The organism is Nonomuraea sp. NPDC052265 (assembly GCF_044547985.1).
GTDB lineage: Bacteria > Actinomycetota > Actinomycetes > Streptosporangiales > Streptosporangiaceae > Nonomuraea.
On sequence record NZ_JBIUBJ010000024.1, the window covers coordinates 18,985 to 43,408 of the forward strand.

Genomic DNA, 24,424 nt, shown 5'->3' on the forward strand with positions numbered 1-24,424 from the left:
GGGCGCACGGTCCTGGGTGACCGGGTGGTTGGTTGGTGGTCCGGAGCCTTTGCCCGAGTCGCGGTCTTCGGACGCCGGTTGTCTTTCGGACTCGGGCGCCCGTGAGTGCGTTGTGGAGCGGTCGTTCTCGGCTTGAGCGGGAAGTTGCGGTGGGGTTCGGGTTACGGTTTCGGCTTTGAGGTGTGCTGCGAGCTTCGGTGAGGATCTAGGAGGGGTCTTGCGGGTGGCATTTGTGATGGGGACCACGTCCGGCGGTACCGGGCGGCATGTACGGATGCTCGTCGAAGGGCTGGTGCGGCGCGGGCATCAGGCGGCGGTGGTGGGGCCGGGGAGTGTCGAGGAGGCGTTCTCCTTCCGGGCGGCGGGAGCCTCGTTCGCCGAGGTGCCCGTGTCCGATCGGCCGCATCCGCTGAACGACCTGCGCGCGGTGCTCGCGATCCGGCGGCTGACGCGGGCCGCCGACGTCGTGCACGCCCACGGCCTGCGGGCGGGGGCGCTGGCGAGCCTGGCATTGCGGGCAACCGGGTCACGGACGACAAGACACCCGGGGGCCGAGTCACAGGGGACACGGAGGCAAGGCACCGGACAGCAGAAGGCTGGGGGCTCAGGGGCTAGGTCTGAGGAGGCGGGGGGCCTAGGGGCCAGGTCTGAGGAGGCAGGGCGTCCCGGGGGCATGCACCATGAGGCTGGATGGGGAGGGGGCCGCGGGCGGCGGGGGCCGGAGCGCGGAGCAGGGCGATCGGGGGGGAAGGGCCGGGAGCGAGCAGTCGGGCGGTTGGGGGGGAAGGGGCCGGGGGTGGTGGTTACCTTGCACAATGCGCTCACCGCCGGTGGTTTCGTGGGGTTCGTCTACGGGGTGCTGGAGCGGATCGTGGCGCGGCGGGCCGACCGGGTGCTCGTGGTCTCGCCGGACCTGGCGGAGCGGATGACCGTCCTGGGAGCCCGGGAGGTGGAGGAGGCGGTGGTCCCCGCGCCCCCGCTCCGCCCAGCCCGGCGTACGCCGGAGGAGGTTCGGGAGGAACTCGGGACGGGCGATCGGCCCCTGGTGCTCACGATCGCCCGGCTCGCCCAGCAGAAGGGGCTCGACACCCTGCTCGACGTGGCGGCGGGGCCGTGGGAGACGCCGAAGCCCCTGTTCGCCGTGGCTGGCGAGGGGCCGCTGCGGGACGAGCTCCAGGACCGGATCCGGGCGCGGAGCCTTCCCGTGCTGCTGCTCGGAGACCGGGACGACGTCCCCGACCTGCTCGCGGCCGCGTCCGTGGTGGTCAACTGCAGCCGCTGGGAAGGGCTGCCGCTCAGCCTCAGCGAGGCCCTGACGGCCGGCAAGCCGGTGATCGCCTCCGCTGTGGGCGGGATCCCATGGCTGGTCGGTGACGCCGGGACGCTCGTGCCGTACGGGGACGCCGAGGGGCTGCGGAGCGCGTTGCGGAAGGTCCTGGACGAACCGGAAGTCGCGCGGACGCTGTCGGAGGCGGCGGCGCGGCGGGGGCGGGAGTTGCCGGATGGTGACGATGCCGTGGAGAGCGTGCTCGGGGTGTACGAGGCAGCAAGATCGAATGGATGATGAGAGCAAAGTGTCGGCGTATACTGCGTGGGTTAGGGAGGGGAGTATCCCTTCGCGACAGCCTCGTCATCACGGTGCAGCCCCGCTCCACGGGGCCCCCGGGGCTGCCGGTCCGCGTTCTTCGCGGGCGGGAGAGACCTCCGGCAATGAGTCATGCATGCCGGAGGGTTTGAACCGTGACCGTACCCGTGTGGGCCTGGATCGCCGTCATCGGCGGTCTGCTCGTCGTCCTCGCCTTTGACCTGTGGATCGTCGACCGCGGTGAGGCCCGTGAGTTCTCCATGCGGCAGGCCGGATATTGGGTCACCTTCTATGTCGCCTTGGCCGCGTTGTTCGGTGTGGGGTTGTGGGCCACGTTCGGGGCCGACAAGGCGGGGGAGTTCTTCGCCGGTTACATCACTGAATACAGCTTGAGCGTCGACAACCTGTTCATCTTCTTCATCATCATGAGCAGGTTCGCGGTGCCGCGGCCCTACCAGCACAAGGTGCTGCTGGTCGGCATCGTGCTCGCGCTGGTCATGCGCGGCATCTTCATCGCGCTCGGGGCTGCCGCGCTCGAACGGTTCAGCTGGCTCTTCTACGTCTTCGGCGCCTTCCTCGTCTACACCGCCGTCAACCTGATCCGGCAGCACCTCAAGGGCGAGGAAGAGGAGTTCAACGAGAACATCCTGCTCAGGTGGGTGCGCCGGGCGTTCCCGACCACCGAGGGGTACGTCGGCTCCAAGGTCACCGTCAAGATCGACGGCCGCCGCATGGTGACCCCCATGCTCATCGTGATGGTCGCCATCGGAACCACCGACCTGCTGTTCGCCCTCGACTCGATTCCGGCCATCTTCGGGCTCACCAAAGACCCCTACGTCGTCTTCACGGCCAACGCGTTTGCCCTGATGGGGCTGCGTCAGCTTTACTTCCTGCTGGGCGGGTTGCTGCAGCGACTCGTCTACATCAGCTATGGTTTGGCGTTCATCCTCGGGTTCATCGGGGTTAAGCTGATAATGGAGGCGTTGCATGCCAGTGGCGTCTCCTGGGCACCCGAAATTCCCATCTGGGTGTCGCTCACGGTCATCGGCTCCACCATGGCGATCACCACGGTTGCGAGCCTGATCAAGGCCCGCATGACGAGCGGCGAAGGCGAGCAGACGCACCCGGAGCAGGTCTAGCGGAACGGCTATCGAGGCGCTTTGCTTGTGTAGTTGCGCCGTGTAATAGTTGCGAGTTCCGTAACAGCATGGCAAAGCGCCTAGTCCAGTCACCACCAAAGGTTGTACGTGTCAGACGATTCTGCTAAGTCGAGCCGCGTCCGGCTCGCGCGCGGGGTCTCCCCGTGGCTCCTCCCGACGGCGGCCGCGGCGGCCGCCACCGCGCTGCTGACGCGCCGAGACCGGCGCTGGGCCCTGGCTGCGGCCCCGCTGGGTGCGCTCACCGGTGGCATGCTCTGGTTCTTCCGTGACCCCGAGCGCACTCCGGGCGAGGGGCGCATCCTGTCGCCCGCCGACGGCGTGGTGCAGAGCATCGACCCCTGGCCGGACGGCCGCACCCGCGTCGCGATCTTCATGAGCCCGCTGAACGTGCACGTCAATCGTGCCCCTCTTGCGGGAAATGTCACGTCCGTGCAGCATGTGGCAGGTGGGTTCCTGCCGGCGTTCAACAAGGACAGTGACCAGAACGAACGCGTGGTGTGGCATTTCCAGACCGCGCTGGGCGACATCGAGATGGTGCAGATCGCAGGCGCCGTGGCGCGCCGGATCGTGCCGTACCTGAGCGCCGGGGCCAAGGTGGCGCAGACCGAACGCATCGGTCTCATCCGGTTCGGCTCGCGGGTCGACATCTACCTTCCCGAAGGCATCTCGCCCGCGGTCACCGTGGGGGAGAAGACGGTTGCGGGGGTGACCAGAATTGACCACGGCTGACGCCGGCAGCTGGCAGGCGGGCGAGGAAGAGCCTCGCGGTCCCGTGGGCAAGGCGTTCCGCCTGTCCGCCGCGGACTCGCTCTCGCTGGGCAACGCGGTCTGCGGGTTCCTCGCGGTCTGCGTCCTGGCCTACTCGGCGATTCAGCAGCTCACGGTCGCCGACGGCAAGTTCACGCCCACGCCGAGCTACTTCGCCACCGCCATCGTCCTGCTGCTCATCGGCGCGACCTGCGACCTGTTCGACGGGCTCGTCGCGCGGCGCTTCCGCGCCTCGGCGATGGGCGCCGAGCTGGACAACCTGGCCGACGTGATCAGCTTCGGGTTCGCGCCCGCGTTCATGGTCGTGATCTGGGGGGTCGGCGCGCCGCCTTCGGTGCCGTTCATCGCGGTGGTCACCGCCGCTGCGGCCGTGCTGGTCGCCGGTGTCGTACGTCTGGCGCGCTTCGCGTGCGTCAAGACCAAGAGCGGCGACTTCATGGGCCTGCCCATCCCCATGGGCGCCATGACCGTGATCTCGATCGTGCTGCTGTTCCAGCCCAGCATCTGGGCGCTGTTCGCGGTCCTCGGGGTGGCCTGGCTGATGGTCAGCCGCATCGAGTACCCCAAGCCGAAGGGGCAGCTCGCGGCGGTCGTCCTCGGCTGGATCATGGTGAACGTGGCGTTCCTCACGGTCTGGGTGGCCTGGCCGGAAGGCGGCGACCTGCCCATCAAGATCGGCGCGACCATGCAGATCGCGCTCGTCGCGGCCATCCCGCTGCGCATGTTGTTCTACAAGCGGGAGCTGCGTAAGGAAGCCGAGCGAATCGGCAACTAGGGGATTTTTCATCCATCTTCGGCTTTGATGGATCCATGTCGGCCATGCCGCGCGTACGTACTATCTCGGCTAGCTGGAGCAGCGCGGGCTGACCGTTACCTCGCGGGCCTATCCGCCCGCGCTGAGGATCAGTGATCCCGACACCGCGCTGCCGGCCGAGACGATCGACTGCGTACCGCTGCCCGAGGGCTGGTTCTACCGCTGGTCGTGGGGCGAGTTCGTCGGCCTGGCCGACGATCCGGCCCTGGCGGCCGGACATATCGTGCGCGTGCCGGCCGCGGGCCGGTGAGCTACCAGCCCCTGGCCTTCCATCCGGGCAGTGAGGGACGTTCGGCGCCGAGCGTCGTGTCCCTGCCGTGGCCGGGGTAGACCCAGGTGTCGTCGGGCAGCCGGTCGAAGAGCCGCTCGCTCACGTCGGTGAAGAGTCGCTCGAAACGCTCCGGGTCCTTGCCCGTGTTGCCCACCCCGCCGGGGAACAGGGAGTCGCCGGTGAACAGGTGATGGCCGTCAGGACCGCCGTCGTAGAGCAGGGCGATCGAGCCCGGGGTGTGTCCGCGCAGGTGGATGACCTCCAGGCTGACCGGGCCGAGGGCGATCGTGTCGCCGTGCTCGACCGTGCGGCCGGCCGGGACGGGCAGAGCGGGCGCGTCGAGCGGATGGGCGATCACCTCGGCGCCGGTGGCCCGGGACACCTGTTCGAGGGCCTGCCAATGGTCGCCGTGCTGGTGGGTGGTGACGATCGCGCCGAGGGGCTGGTCGCCGACGAGCGCCAGCAGCCGGTCGGCGTCGGCCGCGGCGTCGATCAGCAACTCGTCGCCGGTCTCGGTGGAACGCAGCAGGTAGGCGTTGTTGTCGTGGGGGCCGACCGCCAGCTTGGAGATGGTCAGGGCGGGCAGCTCTCGCACGTCGGCGGGGCCGCCGACCCGGACGTCGCCTGTGTAGGTCATGGATAGTCCTTCGGGGGCGTCGCGGGCAGATCAGCGGGGGCCGGCATCGTCAGCCACGGCGGCGGCTCGGGAAGGAGCGCGCCACCGTCGCCGGGCGTCGACGGCTGTCCCGCGGGCACCAGGGTAACGCCCTCGCCGTCCGACCTACCCGTCAACCAGGCCAGCATGTCGGCCGGCGCGCCTTGGACGGCGGGGCCCTGGCCGAGGTTCTGCCACCTTTGCCCCGGCTCGCCGGTCAGGACGACCTCGCTCACCGTGCTGTCGCCGTACGGCCAGGAGCGGTGGAGGTCGTGCAGTTCGCGGTGGACGAACGTCTGCGGCCAGTCGCGCGGGCCGTACCCGGCGCCGAGGTCCACGTGGTGCATGCCCACCTCGCGAAGGCGGCGTACCAGGATGTACCAGGCGGGATGCGACGGCGGACGCATGCCCCGTACGAGCGCCGGCCAGGCCTCGGCGGGCAGGTCGCGGATCGCGGCGGCCAGGCGGGCGGCGCTGTCCGCCAGGTCGGCCAGGTGCCGGGCGGCCGGCCGGGCGGCGGCGGCCTCGATCTCGGCGGTCCTGGCCTCCAGGGAGGGGTACTGCGGGGTCTCGACGCCCGTCCGCGCCCAGGTCAGAAGGTTGAGATGGGAGCCCGCGTTGCCGGTCAGATGGGCGAGCACGTGCCCTCTGGTCCAGCCGGGCAGCAGGGACGGGGCTGTGATGTCGGCGTCGGACAGGGACGCGGCCGTGGCCAGCAGCCGGTCGGTCGCGGAGGCGAGTTCGGCCTGCACCGCGGGTAGAACGGTCATGTCCAGATACTTCCTCATCTAGGGTGTCCGGCGTCGGGCTCGGGCATAAAGCGGCTGGTCAAGTGGTTGACTTTCAAAGGGATCCTGCCGACGCGGGAGATGGCCGTAACCTGTGAAGGACGGATTTTCGGGGGCCGGGGATCGGCTCGCCGAAAATGTCGGTGCCCCCGTCTACCATCCCCCGTGGACCTATCCGCCTTTCGACCTCCGGGATCGCCGTGGCAGACCGCCTGATCGTGCGTGGTGCACGAGAACACAACCTCAAGGACGTCTCGCTGGACCTGCCGCGAGACTCTCTGATCGTCTTCACCGGCCTCTCCGGCTCCGGCAAGTCGAGCCTGGCCTTCGACACGATCTTCGCTGAGGGACAGCGGCGCTACGTCGAATCCTTGTCGGCCTACGCCCGCCAGTTCCTCGGCCAGATGGACAAGCCCGACGTCGACTTCATCGAGGGCCTGTCGCCCGCGGTGTCCATCGACCAGAAGGCCACCAGCAAGAACCCCCGCTCGACCGTCGGCACCATCACCGAGGTCTACGACTACCTGCGTCTGCTGTGGGCGCGGATCGGCAAGCCCCACTGCCCGACCTGCGGCCGCCCGATCGCCCGGCAGCAGCCGCAGCAGATCGTCGACCGCGTCATGGACCTGGAGGAGGGCACCCGCTTCCAGGTGCTCGCCCCCGTCATCCGCGGCCGCAAGGGCGAGTACGCCGAGCTGTTCCGCGAGCTGCAGACCAAGGGTTTCGCGCGGGCCAGGGTCGACGGCACGGTCGTGCGGCTGGAGGAGCCGCCGACGCTGAAGAAGTACGAGAAGCACGACATCGAGGTCATCGTCGACCGCCTCTCGGTCAAGGAGTCCTCGCGCCGCCGGCTCACCGACTCCGTCGAGACCGCGCTGCAGCTGTCCGGCGGCACGATCACGCTGGAGTTCGTCGACCTGCCGGAAGACGACCCGGGCCGCGAGCGCTTCTACTCCGAGCACCTCTACTGCCCCTACGACGACCTGTCGTTCGAGGAGCTGGAGCCGCGCTCGTTCTCCTTCAACTCGCCCTTCGGCGCCTGCCCCGAGTGCACCGGCCTCGGCACCAAGATGGAGGTCGACCCCGACCTGGTGGTGCCCGACCCCGAGCGCGCGCTCGGCGACGGCGCGCTGCACCCGTGGTCGGGCGGCCACACCAGCGAATACTTCGTCCGGCTGATCGAGGCGCTCGGCCAGACCGTCGGATTCACCCTCGACACGCCGTGGGAGCGGCTGCCCAAGAAGGCCCAGAAGTCGCTGCTGTACGGCCACGACGAGCAGGTGCACGTCCGGTACAGCAACCGCTACGGCCGCCAGCGCTCCTACTACACCACCTTCGACGGCGTCATCCCCTGGGTGCAGCGCCGGCACGCCGAGGCCGAGAGCGACGCCACGCGCGAGCGCTTCGAGGGCTACATGCGCGAGATCCCGTGCCCGGCCTGCAAGGGCGCCAGGCTCAAGCCGGTCACCCTCGCCGTCACGGTCGACGACAGGTCGATCGCCGAGGTCGCGGCCATGTCGATCGGCGAGTGCGCCAAGTTCCTGGCGGAGCTGAAGCTGTCCGACCGCGACATGCACATCGCCGAGCGGGTGGTCAAGGAGATCAACGCCCGCATGGGCTTCCTGCTCGACGTCGGCCTCGACTACCTCACCATGGACCGCGCCGCGGCCACCCTCGCCGGCGGCGAGGCCCAGCGCATCCGGCTGGCCACGCAGATCGGCTCCGGGCTGGTCGGCGTCCTCTACGTGCTGGACGAGCCGTCCATCGGCCTGCATCAGCGCGACAACATGCGCCTGCTCGACACGCTCATCAGGTTGCGCGACATGGGCAACACGCTGATCGTCGTCGAGCACGACGAGGACACCATCGCCGCCGCCGACTGGGTGGTCGACATCGGTCCGGGCGCCGGCGAGCACGGCGGCCAGGTCGTGGTCTCCGGCACCGTCCAGGAGCTCCTCGCCAGCGAGGAGTCCATGACCGGCCAGTACCTGTCGGGCCGCAGGAGCATCGCGATCCCGGCCAAGCGCCGCAAGCGCGACAAGAAGCGGCAGATCACGGTCAAGGGCGCGCGCGAGCACAACCTCAAGGGCGTCGACATCGAGTTCCCGCTGGGCATGTTCACGGCGGTGACCGGTGTGTCCGGGTCGGGCAAGTCGACGCTGGTCAACGACATCCTCTACAACGCGCTGGCCAAGGAGCTCAACGGCGCCCGCACGGTGCCGGGGCGGCACTCCCGCATCAACGGCATGGACCAGGTGGACAAGGTCGTGCACGTCGACCAGTCGCCGATCGGCCGTACGCCGCGCTCCAACCCGGCCACCTACACCGGGGTCTTCGACCACGTGCGCAAGCTGTTCGCCCAGACCGCCGAGGCCAAGGTGCGCGGCTACCAGCCGGGGCGCTTCAGCTTCAACGTCAAGGGCGGGCGCTGCGAGGCGTGCGCGGGCGACGGCACGATCAAGATCGAGATGAACTTCCTGCCGGACGTCTACGTCCCCTGTGAGGTCTGCCACGGCGCCCGATACAACCGGGAGACGCTGGAGGTCCACTACAAGGGCAAGACGATCGCCGAGGTGCTGGACATGCCGATCGAGGAAGCGCTGGCCTTCTTCGACGCGATCCCGGCGATCAAGCGGCATCTGCAGACGCTCAACGATGTCGGTCTGGGTTACGTACGGCTCGGGCAGCCGGCGACCACGCTGTCCGGCGGCGAGGCGCAGCGCGTCAAGCTCGCCTCCGAGCTGCAGCGCCGCCAGACCGGGCGGACGATCTACGTGCTCGACGAGCCCACCACCGGCCTGCACTTCGAGGACATCCGCAGGTTGCTCGGCGTGCTCGGGCGGCTGGTCGACGGCGGGAACACGGTGATCGTCATCGAGCACAACCTCGACGTCATCAAGACCGCCGACTGGATCATCGACATGGGCCCCGAAGGCGGGTCCCGCGGCGGCACACTGGTGGCCGCGGGCACGCCCGAAGAGGTGGCGCTGGTCAACGAGAGTCACACCGGGCGCTTCCTGCGGAAGATCCTGTCACTCTGACTCAGGCGGCGGCTCGGGTGCGGCGGCGGCGCTTGGCGGCGTCGCCGCGCTCCAGCCACCACTCGGCGAACAGCAGCGGCAGCACCCAGCCCAGCCAGGCGCTCAGCCCGCCCACCGTGCCGGCCAGCAGCGCCTGGTCGCCGTGGAAGGTGGTGTCGAGCTGCGGCGACAGCGTGATGACGAACACCGCGTCCCACAGGCGGTTGGTGATGATCGACATCGTCAGGACGAAGCTGCGGATCATCCACCTGCGGTGATCGACGAACCTGCGCTGCCGGGCCATCCGCCAGCCGGCCAGGGTGCAGCCCAGCCACAGCAGGGCCAGCACCACCCCGCTGGCCCTGGTCACCGGGCCGAAGGGGGTGGCCAGGCTGACCACCAGGCCCAGCACGCCGCCGGGCAGGCAGCCGCCGAAGACGTACACGCGGCCGATCAGGCGGTGGGCGCGCGGGTGGCGGGCGCGGAACCACGGCCAGACCTGCAGGCAGGACGAGATCATCGCGATCGAGCCGAAGATCACGTGCAGGGAGAGCACCGCGAAGTGCGGCGGGAAGAAGTCGGGGGCGGGCACCCGCGACCGGCTCGGGTCCAGCGACAGATAGGGCGGCAGCGAGAAGGCGACGAACGCGATCGCCACCACCGCGAGCGGAGCCACCCACGGACGGCGCCACCAGCGCGGCCCGGACGTCGTGGGCGCGGGAGTCTCGGTGAGAGTCATGCGCACAGGCTCTCGTGTGGCGCTCACCGCGGGCGCACCGTCTGCTGACCGCGCTCCGACCGCGCTCCGACCGCGTCCCGACCGTGCCTCGACCGTGCCCAGACCGTCCTGCTGCTATCTCTCGGCCGGGACTTGGTGTGACGGGGGGCGGATCGGTCACCCGATGGGCGGACCGAGGGGTGGGGCCAATAAAGTTGAGGCACGGGTAATGGCCTGACCTGCTGGGGGTCGGCGGAGACGCGAAGGGTCGGCTAATTCATGACAGTGACGAATCGGGGCGAAGCCATGCCCGAAACCGGTGGCGGGATCGGGCGGCGCGAGATGCTCGGCGTGGCAGGGGTGGCCGCGTGCGGGCTGGCGCTGGCGGGGTGCGGCGCGGGTGACGCCAAGGCGCAACCGGTGTCGGGGATCAAGGGCAAGGTGCTCGCCAAGACGGCGGACGTGCCCGTAGGCGGCGGCACGCTCGTGGAGGAGTGGCGCATCGTGGTCACGCAGCCCACGAAGGGCGTCTACAAGGCGTTCAGCGCGGTCTGCACGCACAAGGGATGCACGGTCGGCACGCCGAAGGATAACGTCATCACGTGCGCGTGCCACGGCAGCGAGTTCGCCGCCGACAGCGGCCAGGCCACCAAGGGGCCCGCGACCGCGCCGCTGACCGTCTATCAGGTCAAGGTGGAGGGCGACGGCATCGTCGTGGCCTGAGGACGGATCGTTCTGGGTAATTGTGCGTGGTTCCCGGGATTGGGCTCGTGCAGGCTGAACCGGCGGCGGGGTGCCGGCCGTACCTGCAAGTGAGACCGAGACCTGGGAGGACGCACCATGACAGAAACGACGCGCCGGACGGTCATGCTCGGCGCCGGAGGCGCCGGGCTCGCGGCGGTTCTGACGGCGTGCGCGAGCTACGGTTCGCCGACGACGACGGCGGCGAACGAGGCGCCGGCCGCGGACGAGCCGTCGTCCGCCGAGCCCAAGAAGAAGGCGAAGAAGAAGGCCAAGGCGCTGGCCGACACCGGCGACATCCAGGTCGGCGGCGGCACGGTCTTCAAGGACCAGAAGGTCGTGGTGACGCAGCCGACCGAAGGGGAGTTCAAGGCGTTCACGGCGATCTGCACCCATGCGGGCTGCACGGTCGCCAGCGTCTCGAACGGGACCATCAACTGCCCCTGCCACGGCAGCAAGTTCAAGATCGAGGACGGTTCCGTGGCCGACGGCCCCGCCGGAGCACCGCTCGCCGAGAAGAAGATCACCGTGGACGGCGACAAGATCAGACTCGCCTAATCCGTGTCTCATGAATTTCTCACCTGCCTCCGGTTGGGTGGGACGCATGGGAGATGACCTTCGAAGCCGTCGGGCAGTGATAGCGGGCGTGGGCGCGGGCGGGCTGGCGCTGGCGATCAGCGCCTGCGGCGGAAGCACCGAGACGCCGGCGACCACCGCCCCCGACGCGGGCGGCCAGTCGAGCGCGGCGCAGCCCGGCGCCACGCAGTCGAACGCCCCGCAGCCCGGCGGCGCGCTGGCCAAGGCCGCCGACATCCCCGTCGGCGGGGGCACGGTCTTCAAGGACCAGAAGATCGTGGTGACGCAGCCGACGGCGGGCGAGTTCAAGGCGTTCAGCGCGATCTGCACGCACAAGGGCTGCCCCGTGGGCAGCGTCGCGGACGGCGCGATCGTGTGCCCGTGCCACGGCAGCAAGTTCAACATCGCCGACGGCTCGGTCACCGACGGGCCGGCCGACAAGCCGCTGGCCGCACAGCAGATCAAGGTCGAGGGCGACCAGATCACCCTGGCCTGACCCGAACACGAGGGCGAGCCCGTTGTGCCGGTTGAAGGCTCGGCGGGTCACCTTGTCGGTGGCGCCTACTAGTCTTTGACCGTGGCGAGAGCAGCGGGCAGCCCCTTGAGTTTCCGGCCCAGACCAGGTTCGATCCCCGAGTCGCCGGGGGTCTACCGGTTCAGGGACGCGCACGGCCGGGTGATCTACGTCGGCAAGGCCAAGAGCCTGCGGCAGCGGCTCAACTCCTACTTCGCCGACTTCTCCACGCTGCATCCGCGCACCCAGTCGATGCTCACCACGGCCGCCGACGTCGACTGGACCGTCGTCGGCACCGAGGTCGAGGCGCTGCAGCTCGAATACTCCTGGATCAAGGAGTTCGACCCGCGCTTCAACGTCAAGTACCGCGACGACAAGTCCTACCCCTACCTCGCGGTGACGATGGGGGAGGACTTCCCGCGCGTCCAGGTCATGCGGGGCGCCAAGCGCAAGGGCACGCGCTACTTCGGCCCCTACTCGCACGCCTGGGCCATCCGTGAGACCGTCGACCTGCTGCTGCGCGTCTTCCCGGTGCGCACGTGCAGCGCCGGGGTGTTCAAGCGGGCCGGGCAGATCGGCCGTCCGTGCCTGCTGGGGTACATCGACAAGTGCTCGGCGCCGTGCGTGGGGCGGGTGACCCCGCAGGAGCACCGCGACCTGGCCGAAGACTTCTGCGACTTCATGGCGGGCAACACCACCCGCTTCATCAAGCGCCTTGAGAAGGACATGCGCGAGGCCGCCGGCGAGCAGGAGTACGAGCGGGCGGCCCGGCTGCGCGACGACATCCAGGCGTTGCAGCGCGCGCTGGAGAAGCAGGCCGTGGTGCTCGGCGAGGCCACCGACGCCGACGTCATCGCGCTGGCCGAGGATCCGCTGGAGGCCGCCGTCCAGGTGTTCTACGTGCGCGGGGGCCGCATCCGCGGGCAGCGGGGGTGGGTGGTCGACAAGGTCGAGGAGTCATCGCCGGGCGAACTGGTCGAGCAGTTCCTGCTGCAGATGTACGGCGAGGCCGGCCCCGAGTCGATGCCGCGCGAGGTGCTCGTGCCAGCGCTGCCGCCCGACGCCGAGGCGGTCGCCGAGCTGCTGACCGAGCAGCGCCGGGCCCGGGTCGAGGTGCGCGTCCCGCAGCGCGGCGACAAGAAGGCGCTGATGGAGACCGTCGAGCGCAACGCCAAGGAGTCGCTGGCCCAGCACAAGATCCGCCGGGCGGGCGACCTGACCACGCGCAGCAAGGCGCTGCAGGAGATCGCCGACGCGCTCGACCTCGACCAGGCGCCGCTGCGCGTCGAGTGCTACGACGTCTCCCACCTGCAGGGCGAGAACGTGGTGGCGTCCATGGTGGTCTTCGAGGACGGCCTGGCGCGCAAGAGCGAGTACCGGCGCTTCGCGATCAGGACGAAGGAGGGCGACGTCGCCTCGATCCACGAGGTGATCACACGGCGGTTCCGGCGTTACCTGGAGGAGCGTTCGGCCACCGGCGAGCTGGCCACCGAGGACGACGACGGCCACGGGCCCATCGACCCCGAGACGGGCAGGCCGCGCAAGTTCGCCTACCCGCCCAACCTGGTCGTCGTCGACGGCGCCGGCCCCCAGGCGGCCGCCGCGCAGCGGGCGCTCGACGAGCTCGGCATCGACGACGTCGCGGTGTGCGGCCTGGCCAAGCGGCTGGAGGAGGTGTGGCTGCCCGGCGACGACCAGCCAGTGATCATGCCTCGTTCAAGTGAGGGTCTCTACCTGCTGCAACGCGTGCGCGACGAAGCACACAGGTTCGCCATCACCTACCATCGTTCCAAGAGGTCCAAGACAGTGAAGGAGAGCGCGCTCGACGGCGTGCCCGGCCTCGGGCCGGCGCGCAGGCAGGCGTTGCTCAAGCACTTCGGCTCCGTCAAGAAGCTACGCGAGGCCAGCGCGGCCGAGATCTGCGAGGTTCCCGGCATCGGGCCGGCCCTCGCGGAGGTCATCGTGTCGACGCTGAAGGGAGATACATCGTGAACACCCGCGAGGGAGCGCAGGGTGTCGGCGAACGGAGTGAGGCCATGAGCACCGAGCCGGCGTTCGTCATCGTCACCGGCATGTCCGGGGCGGGGCGCAGCACGGCCGCCAAGGCGCTGGAAGACCTGGGCTGGTTCGTCATCGACAACCTGCCGCCGGGGCTGCTGTTCGCGATGGCGGAGGAGGCGGGCAAGGTCAAGCTGGCCGCCGACAAGGTGGCCGCGGTCGTCGACGTGCGCAGCCTGGCCTTCACCACCGACCTCAACGCGGCCATCGAGGAGCTGGAGGGCCGCGGCGTGCGCGTACGGGTCGTCTTCCTCGAGGCCAGCGACGAGGAGCTGGTGCGCAGGTTCGAGAACGTCCGCAGGCCCCATCCGTTGCAGGGCGAGGGCCGTCTGGTCGACGGCATCACCCGCGAGCGCGGCATCCTGCGCGAGGTGCGGGCCAACGCCGACCTGGTGATCGACACCTCGTCCCACAACGTGCACGACCTGCGCAACAAGATCGTCGCCTACTTCGGCGGGGAGGACCGTCCGGGGCTGCGGCTCAACGTCGTCTCGTTCGGGTTCAAGTACGGGCTGCCGGTCGACGCCGACCTCGTCGTCGACTGCCGCTTCCTGCCCAACCCGCACTGGGTGCCCGAGCTGCGGCCGATGAACGGCCTCGACGCGCCGGTCAGCGACTACGTGCTCGGGCAGCCCGGAGCCAAGGAGTTCCTCGACGCCTACGAGGAGGTCCTGCAGGTCGTGGCCACCGGCTATGCCCGCGAGGGCAAGAGTTACGCGACCCTGGCCGTGGGCTGCACGGGCGGCAAGCACCGCAGCGTGGCCATGGCCGAGCAGGTCGCCGCACGCCTGCGTGACCGCGGCATGGAGGTCCAGGTCAGCCACCGGGATGTGGGCCGGGAGTGACCCATGAGCGTATGGAGGCGGGCCTGCCCCATCCGATGAACGGTCCTCGCGTGGTGGCCCTGGGCGGCGGCCACGGGCTGTACGCCTCGCTGTCGGCCTTACGGGTCGTGACCGACCGGCTGACCGCGGTGGTGACCGTGGCCGACGACGGCGGTTCCAGCGGCCGGCTGCGCCGCGAGCTCGGCGTGCTGCCGCCCGGCGACCTGCGCATGGCGCTGGCCGCGCTGTGCGGCGACGACGAGTGGGGCATCACCTGGAGCGAGGTCGTCCAGCACCGGTTCCGCAGCGAGGGCGACCTTCACGGGCACGCCGTCGGCAACCTGCTGATCGTGGCGCTGTGGGAGCTGCTCGGCGACCCGGTGGCCGGCCTCGACTGGGTCGGGCGGCTGCTCGGCGCGCACGGCAGGGTGCTGCCGATGGCCTCGGTGCCGCTCGACATCGTGGCCGAGGTCGAGCTCGACGGCGTCACCTCGACCGTGCGCGGTCAGGTGGCCTGCGCGCTCACGCCGGGCCGGGTACAGGCCATCTCCCTGGTGCCAGAAGACCCGCCCGCGCGTCCCGAGGCGGTCGCGGCGGTGCGTGAGGCCGACTGGCTGGTCTTCGGGCCCGGGTCGTGGTTCACCAGCGTGCTCCCGCACCTGAAGGTCCCCGAACTGGCCCGCGCGCTGCACGAGAGCAGGGCCAAGCGGCTCGTCACGCTCAACCTGGCGCCCCAGCCGGGCGAGACCGACGACTTCTCCCCCCAGCAGCACCTGGAGGTGCTCCGCCAGCACGCCCCCGACCTGGCCCTCGACGTCGTGCTCGCCGACACCGGCGTGGTCGACGACCTCGACGCCCTCGACAAGGCCGCCGCGGCGCTCGGCGCCCGGCTCGTCCTGGCCGACGTGGCCACGGCCGACGGCTCCCCCCGCCATGACCCACGACGTCTTGCCTCCGTCCTGGACGAGATTTTCCTCCAGAAGCGTTGATCCTGGTCGGCGTGGCGCGAAGGTGCGAGAGACTGGCGAGAGCCGGTCTGAATGGGGGAAGGACTAACGCTTATGGCGATGACAGGTGTGGTGAAGGACGAACTGAGCCGCCTGCCGGTGCTGAAACCGTGCTGCCGCAAGGCGGAGGTTTCCACGCTGCTGCGGTTCGCCAGCGGCCTGCACCTGGTGGGCGGGCGCATCGTGATCGAGGCCGAGCTCGACACCAACGCCACCGCGCGGCGGCTGATCAAGGACATCGGCGAGGTCTTCGGTCACAAGGCCGAGGTGCTGGTGCTCGCGCCGGCCGGGCTGCGCAAGGGCTCGCGCTACGTGGTGCGCGTCTACCGCGACGGTGAGGCGCTGGCCCGGCAGACGGGCCTGATCGACAATCACGGGCGCCCGGTGCGCGGCCTGCCCCGGCAGGTCGTGGCGGGCGCCGCCTGCGACGCCGAGGCGGCCTGGCGGGGCGCCTTCCTGGCGCACGGCTCGCTGACCGAGCCGGGGCGTTCGATGTCCCTGGAGGTCACCTGCCCGGGGCCGGAGGCGGCGCTCGCGCTGGTGGGCTCGGCGCGGCGGCTGAAGATCCACGCCAAGGCCCGGGAGGTGCGCGGCGTCGACCGCGTCGTGGTCCGCGACGGCGACGCGATCAGCGCGCTGCTCACCCGGCTGGGCGCGCACGACAGCGTGCTGGCCTGGGAGGAGCGCCGGATGCGCCGCGAGGTGCGCGCGACCGCCAACAGACTGGCCAACTTCGACGACGCCAACCTGCGGCGCTCGGCGCGGGCGGCCGTCGCGGCGGGCGCGCGGGTGCAGCGGGCGCTGGAGATCCTCGGCGAGGAGGCGCCTGACCACCTGGTGGTGGCCGGGCGGCTGCGGGTGGAGCACAAGCAGGCGTCGCTGGAGGAGCTCGGGCAGATCGCCGACCCGCCGCTGACGAAGGACGCCATCGCCGGGCGCATCAGGCGGCTGCTGGCGATGGCCGACAAGCGCGCCTCCGACCTGGGCATCCCCAACACCGAGGCCAACCTCACCGTCGACATGCTGGCGCCGTAGCGGGCTCGCCGCCGTGCGGGCGCGTGCGGCGCCGTCCGGGAGACCCCCATCCCGTACGGCTCCGCGCGGTGGCCCGCACGCGCCGACCTCCGTGGGCCGCGCGACCGCCTGTCGACGGCTGGAAGGGCGGCCGTCAGTCCCTGGCGGGCTTGCGCGGGGTGAACAGGTCCGTGGGCGCGCTCTGCTGGGCGGGCGACTGGGCCGGTTCGAACGGCGCCCGGTACTCCTGCCCGGGCTCGTTCGCCGCCTCGGCCGCCTCCTGGGCCAGGGCGGCCCGGTCGGCGCGGCGTAGGCGGAAGACGCGCAGCGTGACCAGCAGGAGCGCGGCCACGGCGGCCACCGCGATGTACAGCCACATCTGCCACGTCTGCCCGAGCGGCTCGCGGTAGACCGCCAACGCGTGGGGAAGTCCCTCGCCGGCGTTGGCCGCCGTGATGTCGCCGAGCCGGGGGGAGGAGGACGTGCCGGACGCGGGCGTGCGCCGCGCGGCACCGATCATGATGGACGCGCCCGAGATCTGGCCTCCGGCCACCGCCGCCGCCGCGTACAGGGCGGCCACCACCGGCAGCGCGCGGTTGCGCGGGCGGGCCGCGCCCACGGCCAGGGCGACCAGCAGCGCGATCAGGAGCGACAGCGTCACCGACAGGGCGTGGCCGTTGCCCAGCGTGGCCACGGCTTTGGGCAGCCGGTCCTGGAAGAGCACCGCGAACCCCAGGGCCGCCGCGCAGACCAGCGCGGCGACCAGCCCCGCGATCAGTCCAGGAAGCAGGCCGGACCGCTTATGTGACATCTCAGCCCCCAGAGAATGCACGAATTTACTCCGACGAGTCGGGCACTTTACTCGAAGCTCGCAAATTACGCCGCCTCAACGGGGATACGCAGGGCGGCACCTGCAGTGGTCTAAACCAATTTGGGTCCGATAGTGTTCGTGGTTGAGATTCAACCGCCATCTGTTCGAGGAGATCGGTTTCCGTGAGCATCCGCGTAGGCGTCAACGGCTTCGGCCGCATCGGTCGCAACTTCTGGCGCGCGGTCGCCGCCAGCGGCAAGGACATCGAGATCGTCGCGGTCAACGACCTGACCGACAACGCGACGCTCGCCCACCTGCTGAAGTACGACAGCATCCTGGGCCGCCTGCCGTACGAGGTGAAGGCCTCCAGCGACGAGATCACCGTCGACGGCAAGGCGATCAAGGCGTTCGCGGAGCGCGACCCGGCCAAGCTGCCCTGGGGCGACCTCGGCGTCGACGTCGTGGTGGAGTCGACCGGCCTGTTCACCGACGCCTCCAAGGCCAGGGTGCACGCCGACAACGGCGCCAAGAAGGTCATCATCTCGGCGCCGGCCAAGAACGAGGACGTCACGATCGTGATGGGCGTCAACGAGGGCGTCTACGACCCGGCCAGCCACACGATCATCTCCAACGCGTCCTGCACCACTAACTGCCTGGCCCCGATGGCCAAGGTCATCCACGACACCTTCACCATCGAGAAGGGTCTGATGACCACCATCCACGCCTACACGCAGGACCAGAACCTGCAGGACGGCCCGCACAAGGACCTGCGCCGCGCCCGCGCCGCCGCCCTCAACGTGGTGCCCACCTCCACCGGCGCCGCCAAGGCCATCGGCCTGGTGCTGCCCGAGCTCAAGGGCAAGCTCGACGGCTTCGCCATGCGCGTGCCGATCCCCACCGGCTCGGCCACCGACCTCACCGTCGACGTCAGCCGTGAGGTCACCGTCGAGGAGGTCAACGCCGCGGTCAAGGCCGCCGCCGACGGCCCGCTCAAGGGCATCCTCAGCTACACCGAGGACGAGATCGTCTCCTCCGACATCGTCACCGACCCCCACTCCTGCATCTTCGACGCCGGCCTCACCAAGGTCATCGGCAACCAGGTCAAGGTCGTCGGCTGGTACGACAACGAGTGGGGCTACTCCAACCGCCTCGCCGACCTGATCGAGCTGGTCGGCCGCGGCCTGTGAGCGTGGTCGAGGCCGCTGCGGGAACAGGAGCATGAGCATGCGCACGCTCGACGATCTCGACGTCAAGGGGCGGCGCGTGCTCGTGCGCGCCGACCTCAACGTCCCGCTCGACGGGGAGACGATCACCGACGACGGCCGCATCCGCGCGTCGGTGCCGACGATCCAGGCGCTGGCCGGGCGCGGCGCCAAGGTCGTCGTCTGCGCCCACCTGGGCAGGCCCAAGGGCCAGGTCAACCCCAAGTACTCGCTCAGGCCGGTGGCCGCCCGCCTGGGCGAGCTGCTCGGCCAGGACGTCGCCTTCGCCACCGACGTGGTCGGCGACAGCGCGCACCAGACGGTCGACGCCCTCCAGGAGGGCCAGGTCGCCCTGCTGGAGAACCTGCGTTACGAGCCGGGCGAGGAGTCCAAGGACGACGCCGCCCGCGGCGCGTTCGCCGAGAAGCTGGCCGGACTCGCCGAGCTCTACGTCGGCGACGGGTTCGGCGCGGTGCACCGCAGGCACGCCAGCGTCTACGACGTGCCCAAGCTGCTGCCGCACGCGGCCGGCGGGCTGGTCGTGGCCGAGGTCGAGGTGCTGCGCAGGCTGACCCAGGACACCGAGCGTCCGTACGTGGTCGTCCTGGGCGGGGCCAAGGTCTCCGACAAGCTGGGCGTCATCGCCAACCTGCTGACCAAGGTCGACCGGCTGCTCATCGGCGGCGGCATGGCCTACACCTTCCTCAAGGCCCAGGGCCACGAGGTGGGCCGGTCGCTGCTCCAGGAGGACCAGCTCGACCAGGTGCGCGGATTCCTCGACGAGGCGGGCAGGCGGGGCGTCGACCTCGTGCTGCCGGTCGACGTGCTGGCGGCCGTCACGTTCGCGGCCGACGCCGAGCACGAGGTGGTCGAGGCCACCGCGATCCCGGCCGACCGCGAGGGGCTCGACATCGGGCCGAAGACGCGCGAGCTGTTCGCGAGCAAGCTGGCCGACGCCAGGACCGTGTTCTGGAACGGGCCGATGGGCGTGTTCGAGTTCGACGCGTTCTCCGGCGGCACCAGGGCGGTGGCCGAGGCGCTGATCGGCTCCGACGCCTTCACGGTGGTCGGCGGCGGCGACTCCGCGGCGGCCGTGCGCAGGCTGGGCCTGCCCGAGGACGGTTTCTCGCACATCTCCACCGGTGGCGGGGCCAGCCTGGAATACCTTGAGGGCAAGACCCTTCCCGGACTCGCGGCTCTGGAGGACTGAGGTGGCCCAGCAGCGCAAACCGCTCATCGCCGGCAACTGGAAGATGAACCTCAATCACCTTGAGGCCATCGCCCTGGTCCAGAAGCTGGCCTTCACGCTCGGCGACAAGGACTTCGACAAGGCCGAGGTGGCCGTCCTGCCGCCCTTCACCGACCTGCGCAGCGTCCAGACGCTGGTCGACGGCGACAAGCTGCGCATCGTCTACGGTGCCCAGGACCTGTCCCAGTACGACGGCGGCGCCTACACCGGCGAGGTGTCGGGCGTCATGCTGGCCAAGCTCGGCTGCACGTACGTGGTCATCGGCCACTCCGAGCGGCGCCAGTACCACGGCGAGGACGACGATCTCGTCAACGCCAAGGTGCAGGCGGCCTACCGGCACTCGCTGACGCCCATCCTGTGCGTGGGCGAGGGGCTGGCCGTCCGCCAAGAGGGCGGCCACATCGCGCACAGTCTCGGCCAACTCGACGGCGCTCTGCGCAAAATCAGCGCCGAGCAGGCAAAATCGATAGTGGTGGCCTACGAGCCCGTGTGGGCGATCGGCACGGGCGAGGTGGCCACCCCGGAGGACGCCCAGGAGGTCTGCGGAGCGTTGCGGGTCAGACTCGCGGAGCTCTACGACCCCGAAGTGGCCTCCGCGGTACGTATCCTTTACGGTGGCTCGGTCAAGTCCGGCAATATCGTGGGGATCATGGCTCAACCCGATGTCGACGGCGCGCTCGTGGGCGGTGCCAGCATCGACGCCGGGGAGTTCGCCAAGATCTGCCGATTCTCCGAATTGCCTGGCTAACTGAGTCGTTCTGAGGGTGCGACTTGACACCAGGCCGTACCCTCAAGAGGCAAGTTTGAATCGTCACGCGTAACAGAGCACTGAAGGAACAGGCATACCGTGGAAATCGGAATCTCCATCGCCCTCATCCTGGCGAGCGGTCTCATGATCCTGCTCGTCCTGCTCCACAAGGGCAAGGGTGGCGGCCTGTCTGACATGTTCGGCGGCGGTTTCTCGTCGAACTTCGGTGGTTCCTCGGTGGTGGAGCGCAACCTCGACCGGCTGACCGTCATCACGGGCACCATCTGGTTCGTCTGCATCATCGCTCTCGGCCTGCTCATGCGGCCCTGAGACAACTGATTAACGCGTGACAGTGATTCTCCCCCCGTGTCACGACGCGGGGCGATCTAGCGAGGAGTTCATCCGTGGGTAGTGGCAACGCGATCCGTGGCAGCCGAGTCGGCGCCGGCCCTATGGGGGAGGCCGAGCGCGGCGAGGCAGCTCCGAGAGTGCGGGTCTCGTTCTGGTGCGCCAACATGCACGAGACGCGCCCCAGTTTCGCCAGCGACGCGGCGGTCCCCGAGATGTGGGATTGCCCACGTTGCGGCCTCCCAGCCGGACAGGACGAGGAGGCCCCGCCTGCCCCGCCCAAGAACGAGCCGTACAAGACGCACCTGGCCTACGTGAAGGAGCGCCGGAGCGACAAGGACGGCAAGGCGATCCTCGAGGAGGCACTGGAGCGCCTGCGCAACACCAAGTCCCCCTGGTAGGCGTGCCTGTCGAAGGGCCCCGGCGCTGGTCGCCGGGGCCCTTCGCGCGTCATCGCCCGTGCACCGCCACGCCGTCGACGAACGTCATGCGCACCCGCGTCGTCCAGATGTCGGCCGGAGGCAGGTCGAAGGGGTCGCGGTCGAGCACCACCAGGTCGGCCGGACGGCCGGGCGCGATCACGCCCGCCGGCGAGCGGTTGATCCAGGCCGACCCCTCGGTGTACGCGCTCATCGCCGTGGCCAGGTCGAGGCGCTGGCCCGGCAGGAACGGCGTCTGCGCCGTCGGGTAGCCCGCGTGCACCGATCCGCCCGGTTCGGTACGGTTCACCGCCACGTGCATGCCCTGGATCGGATCGGCCTCGGAGACCGGCCAGTCGCTGCCCGCGCAGAACCGGGTGCCGTGCGTCTGAAGATCCTTGAAGGGGTACTGCCACGAGGAGCGCGGCTCGCCCAGGAACGGCAGCGTCAGCTCGTCCATCTGGGCGTGGTGGGTGGCCCACAGGGGTTGCAGGTTGGCCGTCACGCCCAGCGCGGCGAAGCGGGGCACGTCGGAGGGCTCGATGATCTGCAGGTGGGCGATGTGGTGGCGGTTGGCCGGGTCGGTGCCCTCGAAGCTGTCCAGGGCCTCGCGCACGGCGCGTTCGCCGATGGCGTGGAAGTGCACCTGGAAGCCGAGCCGGTCCAGCTCGGCGACGTACTGCTTGAGCTTGCCGGGGTCGACGTACGACAGGCCCGTGCCACCGCACCGGCAGTACGGCTCCAGCGTGGCGGCGGTGAAGTTCTCCGTGATGCCGTCCTGCATGATCTTGACCGAGGTGGCGGCGAACCGGTCCAGCCCCTCGGCGGCGGCCCGCCTGCGCACCAGGTCCTCGATCTGGTCCTCGCCGCGCGTCCTGTCCCACCACAGCGCGCCCACCACGCGGGCGCGCAGCCGGCCCACGCGGGCGGCGTCGAGGTAGGTGGGAAGCTGGTCGTCCGAGCCGGCGTACGAGCCGACGATGGCGTCCTGCCAGCCGGTGATGCCCAGCGAGAACAGGTGCCGCTCGGCCGCGGCGAGGGCGCGCGCCTGGTCCTCGGCGGTGGGGCGGGGGGTGAGCAGGCCGACGAGGTCCATCGCGCCCTCGTGCAGGACGCCGGACGGGGTGCCGTCGGCGTCGCGCTCGATCCGGCCGTCGGCGGGGTCGGGGGTGTCCCGGGTGATGCCGGCCAGGTCGAGGGCGCGGGAGTTGACCCAGGCGGCGTGGTGGTCACGCTGGATCAGGTAGGCCGGCCGGTCGAGGAAGTCGAGCTGGGAGCGGTGGGGGAGGCCGTTGGGGAAGGCGGACATGTCCCAGCCTCCGCCGTCGATCCACTCTTTTTCTGGATTTTTCGTGCTGTAGTTGGAGATCTTGGCTAGGTAGGCTTCTAGGCCGAAAATCTCGGACAGGTCGCACTTTGCTCGTTCGAGTCCGGCCTGTACGGGGTGCAGGTGCGCGTCGGTGAAGCCCGGCGTCAGCAGGCCGCCGTCCAGGTCGACGGTGTCGTGGCCGGGGGCGCGGCGGGACAGCTCGCCCTCCGGGCCGACGGCGGCGATCACCCCGTCCCGCACCAGCACGGCGTCGCGCCGCACGGCGCCGCCGACGAAGGCGGCTCCACCGCGGAAGAGCATGTTCATGGGGGTTCTCCCTTTCTGGGACGCGTCAGTGGCCGGTGATCAGGTCGGCGAAACGGGCCAGGGCCGAGGTCCTGGGCATGGAACGCTCACGGTGGTCGGCCACCCGGTACAGGCGGTACATCGCGTGCACCCCCATCCAGCGCAGCGGCTCGGGCTCCCAGGAACGCACCTTGTGTCCCACCCAGGGCAGGGACGTCAGCGCCGTCTCCTCCCCGAGTATCAGATCACGCAGCGTGCGCCCGGCCAGGTTCGTCGTGGTCACGCCGTGTCCGGTGTACCCGCCGGCCCAGCCCAGGCCGGTCGCGCGGTCCACGTGCACGGTCGAGCACCAGTCGCGCGGCACCCCCAGCACGCCCGACCAGGCGTGCGCGACCGAGGAGGAGCGGGCCGCGGGGAAGAAGTCGACCAGCAGCCGCCACAGGGCCTCGACCGTCCACTCGTGGGTGCGGCCGCGGGCGTCGATGCGGGAGCCGTACAGGTACGGACGGCCCCTGCCGCCGAAGGCGATGCGGTCGTCGGCGGTGCGCTGGGCGTACATGTAGTAGTGCGCGAGGTCGCCGAGCAGCTCGGCGCCCCGCCAGCCGACCTCGTCCCAGAAGGAGGCGGGGAGGGGCTCGGTGACGATCATGGAGCTGTTCATGGGGAGCCACTGGCGGCGCAGGCCGTTCAGGCGGGCGGTGAAGCCCTCGGTGGCGCGGATGACGTACGTCGCCTTGACCGTCCCGTACGGGGTCACCGCCCGGCCGGGGGCGATCTCGGTGACCGGGGTGCGCTCGTGGACGGGGACGCCGAGGTCGCGTACGGCCCTGGCCAGCCCCTGGGCCAGCTTGGCGGGCTGGATGCGGGCGCAGTGGGGGCTCCAGGAGGCCGCCAGGGCCCCTGCCACCCGTACGTGCTCCGACGGGTCGGCCAGGCGCAGGTCGGCCTCCTCGATGCCCCAGGCGCGCGCCGAGGCCACCGAGGCACGCAGCCGGTCGGCCTGGGCGGGGGTGCGGGCCACGTTCACCACGCCGCCCTTGACGATGTCGCAGTCGATCGACTCGTTCTCGCAGACCGCGATGACCTCGTCGATGGAGGCGTACATCTCGCGCTGCAGGCGCCGGGCGTCCGAGCCGTACCGTTCGTGGGAGCCGGCCAGGTCGCCGGTCAGCCAGCCGCCGTTGCGTCCCGAGGCGCCGAACCCGGCGAACTCCTGCTCCAGCACCACCACCCGGAGCGAGGGGCGGGCCTTCTTGAGGTAGTACGCGGTCCACAGCCCCGTGTAGCCCGCCCCGACGATCGCCACGTCGGCCGACAGGTCGCCGTCGAGCCGCGGACCGGGCTCCGGCACCCCGGACGAGCGGTACCAGAAGGAGACGTCACCGTTGACGAATCCGGACGACAAGGGAACTCGCGCATTCATGGCCCCATATCCTGCTATATCGGGATCAGGTGGCGCATCTCACGACGAAATTCGTGATGAAACCCGTCGTTAGCGGGCATGTAACACATCCCAGGC

23 protein-coding genes are annotated in these 24,424 nt (G+C 70.2%); 17 read left to right on the plus strand and 6 right to left on the minus strand.

Annotation, left to right across the window (positions count from 1 at the left end; translation table 11 throughout):
• The first annotated feature begins 274 nt into the window (after nucleotides 1-274).
• From ACIHAD_RS41375 to pssA, 4 genes are all read left to right on the plus strand, one after another.
• Nucleotides 275-1,564, plus strand: a complete 1,290-nt coding sequence (locus ACIHAD_RS41375) for a glycosyltransferase (RefSeq protein ID WP_397360275.1) — start codon at nucleotides 275-277, stop codon at nucleotides 1,562-1,564.
• A gap of 176 nt (nucleotides 1,565-1,740) precedes the next feature.
• Nucleotides 1,741-2,724: a TerC family protein gene (locus ACIHAD_RS41380; protein WP_397360277.1), complete on the plus strand. Its 984-nt coding sequence runs from the start codon at nucleotides 1,741-1,743 to the stop codon at nucleotides 2,722-2,724.
• Between the two features lie 108 nt (nucleotides 2,725-2,832).
• Entirely contained in the window at nucleotides 2,833-3,474 is a 642-nt protein-coding gene (locus ACIHAD_RS41385; RefSeq protein WP_397360278.1) for a phosphatidylserine decarboxylase, read from the plus strand.
• Nucleotides 3,461-4,288, plus strand: a complete 828-nt coding sequence (pssA, locus tag ACIHAD_RS41390; RefSeq protein WP_352364447.1) for a CDP-diacylglycerol--serine O-phosphatidyltransferase — start codon at nucleotides 3,461-3,463, stop codon at nucleotides 4,286-4,288. The genes ACIHAD_RS41385 and pssA overlap by 14 nt, the downstream gene beginning before the upstream one ends.
• Before the next feature lie 290 nt (nucleotides 4,289-4,578).
• Here pssA and ACIHAD_RS41395 read toward each other — a convergent pair whose 3' ends face one another.
• Together ACIHAD_RS41395 and ACIHAD_RS41400 are read right to left on the minus strand one after the other, a co-directional pair.
• Nucleotides 4,579-5,235 (minus strand): MBL fold metallo-hydrolase, encoded by a 657-nt coding sequence (locus tag ACIHAD_RS41395; protein WP_397360279.1) that lies wholly within the window; start codon nucleotides 5,233-5,235, stop codon nucleotides 4,579-4,581.
• Nucleotides 5,232-6,023 carry a maleylpyruvate isomerase family mycothiol-dependent enzyme gene (locus tag ACIHAD_RS41400; protein WP_397360280.1) on the minus strand — a complete coding sequence of 264 codons (792 nt, stop codon included), beginning with the start codon at nucleotides 6,021-6,023 and terminating at the stop codon, nucleotides 5,232-5,234. Before ACIHAD_RS41400 ends, ACIHAD_RS41395 begins: the two co-directional genes overlap by 4 nt.
• A 218-nt stretch (nucleotides 6,024-6,241) precedes the next feature.
• Between ACIHAD_RS41400 and uvrA the strand changes: the two genes are divergently transcribed.
• The gene (uvrA, locus tag ACIHAD_RS41405) at nucleotides 6,242-9,082 is read left to right on the plus strand and encodes an excinuclease ABC subunit UvrA (RefSeq protein WP_397360282.1); all 2,841 of its coding nucleotides are present in this window, start codon (nucleotides 6,242-6,244) and stop codon (nucleotides 9,080-9,082) included.
• 1 nt (nucleotide 9,083) lies between these two features.
• Here uvrA and ACIHAD_RS41410 read toward each other — a convergent pair whose 3' ends face one another.
• Nucleotides 9,084-9,800: a DUF2306 domain-containing protein gene (locus ACIHAD_RS41410; RefSeq protein ID WP_397360283.1), complete on the minus strand. Its 717-nt coding sequence runs from the start codon at nucleotides 9,798-9,800 to the stop codon at nucleotides 9,084-9,086.
• A 285-nt stretch (nucleotides 9,801-10,085) separates the two neighbouring features.
• On the opposite strand from ACIHAD_RS41410, the gene ACIHAD_RS41415 reads away from it, so the two are divergent.
• The 7 genes from ACIHAD_RS41415 to whiA all read left to right on the plus strand — a co-directional run bounded on the left by ACIHAD_RS41415 (nucleotide 10,086) and on the right by whiA (nucleotide 16,534).
• Nucleotides 10,086-10,502: a Rieske (2Fe-2S) protein gene (locus ACIHAD_RS41415; RefSeq protein ID WP_397360284.1), complete on the plus strand. Its 417-nt coding sequence runs from the start codon at nucleotides 10,086-10,088 to the stop codon at nucleotides 10,500-10,502.
• A 117-nt stretch (nucleotides 10,503-10,619) separates the two neighbouring features.
• A complete protein-coding gene (locus tag ACIHAD_RS41420; protein WP_397360285.1) occupies nucleotides 10,620-11,078 on the plus strand; it encodes a Rieske (2Fe-2S) protein in 459 nt (152 codons plus the stop codon).
• 76 nt (nucleotides 11,079-11,154) lie between these two features.
• The gene (locus ACIHAD_RS41425; RefSeq protein WP_397360286.1) at nucleotides 11,155-11,592 is read left to right on the plus strand and encodes a Rieske (2Fe-2S) protein; all 438 of its coding nucleotides are present in this window, start codon (nucleotides 11,155-11,157) and stop codon (nucleotides 11,590-11,592) included.
• Nucleotides 11,593-11,673: 81 nt separating this feature from the next.
• Entirely contained in the window at nucleotides 11,674-13,602 is a 1,929-nt protein-coding gene (gene uvrC, locus ACIHAD_RS41430; protein ID WP_397360287.1) for an excinuclease ABC subunit UvrC, read from the plus strand.
• Nucleotides 13,603-13,646: 44 nt separating this feature from the next.
• Nucleotides 13,647-14,513 (plus strand): RNase adapter RapZ, encoded by an 867-nt coding sequence (gene rapZ, locus ACIHAD_RS41435; protein WP_357705735.1) that lies wholly within the window; start codon nucleotides 13,647-13,649, stop codon nucleotides 14,511-14,513.
• A 35-nt stretch (nucleotides 14,514-14,548) separates the two neighbouring features.
• The gene (gene yvcK, locus ACIHAD_RS41440) at nucleotides 14,549-15,481 is read left to right on the plus strand and encodes a uridine diphosphate-N-acetylglucosamine-binding protein YvcK (RefSeq protein WP_397360365.1); all 933 of its coding nucleotides are present in this window, start codon (nucleotides 14,549-14,551) and stop codon (nucleotides 15,479-15,481) included.
• Between the two features lie 72 nt (nucleotides 15,482-15,553).
• On the plus strand, nucleotides 15,554-16,534 hold the full coding sequence (whiA, locus tag ACIHAD_RS41445) for a DNA-binding protein WhiA (RefSeq protein ID WP_138714326.1): 981 nt from the start codon (nucleotides 15,554-15,556) through the stop codon (nucleotides 16,532-16,534).
• Between the two features lie 133 nt (nucleotides 16,535-16,667).
• Here whiA and ACIHAD_RS41450 read toward each other — a convergent pair whose 3' ends face one another.
• A complete protein-coding gene (locus ACIHAD_RS41450; protein ID WP_397360288.1) occupies nucleotides 16,668-17,324 on the minus strand; it encodes a hypothetical protein in 657 nt (218 codons plus the stop codon).
• Nucleotides 17,325-17,506: 182 nt separating this feature from the next.
• On the opposite strand from ACIHAD_RS41450, the gene gap reads away from it, so the two are divergent.
• From gap to ACIHAD_RS41475, 5 genes are all read left to right on the plus strand, one after another.
• Nucleotides 17,507-18,511, plus strand: coding sequence for a type I glyceraldehyde-3-phosphate dehydrogenase (gene gap / locus ACIHAD_RS41455; RefSeq protein WP_397360289.1), 1,005 nt, complete (start codon nucleotides 17,507-17,509; stop codon nucleotides 18,509-18,511).
• A 37-nt stretch (nucleotides 18,512-18,548) separates the two neighbouring features.
• The gene (locus ACIHAD_RS41460) at nucleotides 18,549-19,736 is read left to right on the plus strand and encodes a phosphoglycerate kinase (RefSeq protein ID WP_397360290.1); all 1,188 of its coding nucleotides are present in this window, start codon (nucleotides 18,549-18,551) and stop codon (nucleotides 19,734-19,736) included.
• Nucleotide 19,737: 1 nt separating this feature from the next.
• The gene (tpiA, locus tag ACIHAD_RS41465; RefSeq protein WP_397360291.1) at nucleotides 19,738-20,523 is read left to right on the plus strand and encodes a triose-phosphate isomerase; all 786 of its coding nucleotides are present in this window, start codon (nucleotides 19,738-19,740) and stop codon (nucleotides 20,521-20,523) included.
• 99 nt (nucleotides 20,524-20,622) lie between these two features.
• On the plus strand, nucleotides 20,623-20,853 hold the full coding sequence (secG, locus tag ACIHAD_RS41470) for a preprotein translocase subunit SecG (protein WP_352364424.1): 231 nt from the start codon (nucleotides 20,623-20,625) through the stop codon (nucleotides 20,851-20,853).
• 74 nt (nucleotides 20,854-20,927) lie between these two features.
• Nucleotides 20,928-21,272 (plus strand): RNA polymerase-binding protein RbpA, encoded by a 345-nt coding sequence (locus tag ACIHAD_RS41475; protein ID WP_397360292.1) that lies wholly within the window; start codon nucleotides 20,928-20,930, stop codon nucleotides 21,270-21,272.
• A gap of 49 nt (nucleotides 21,273-21,321) precedes the next feature.
• On the opposite strand, the gene ACIHAD_RS41480 is transcribed toward ACIHAD_RS41475, so the two are convergent.
• On the minus strand, nucleotides 21,322-22,926 hold the full coding sequence (locus ACIHAD_RS41480) for an amidohydrolase (RefSeq protein WP_397360293.1): 1,605 nt from the start codon (nucleotides 22,924-22,926) through the stop codon (nucleotides 21,322-21,324).
• 25 nt (nucleotides 22,927-22,951) lie between these two features.
• Entirely contained in the window at nucleotides 22,952-24,328 is a 1,377-nt protein-coding gene (locus ACIHAD_RS41485; protein WP_397360294.1) for an NAD(P)/FAD-dependent oxidoreductase, read from the minus strand.
• Nucleotides 24,329-24,424: the final 96 nt, after the last annotated feature.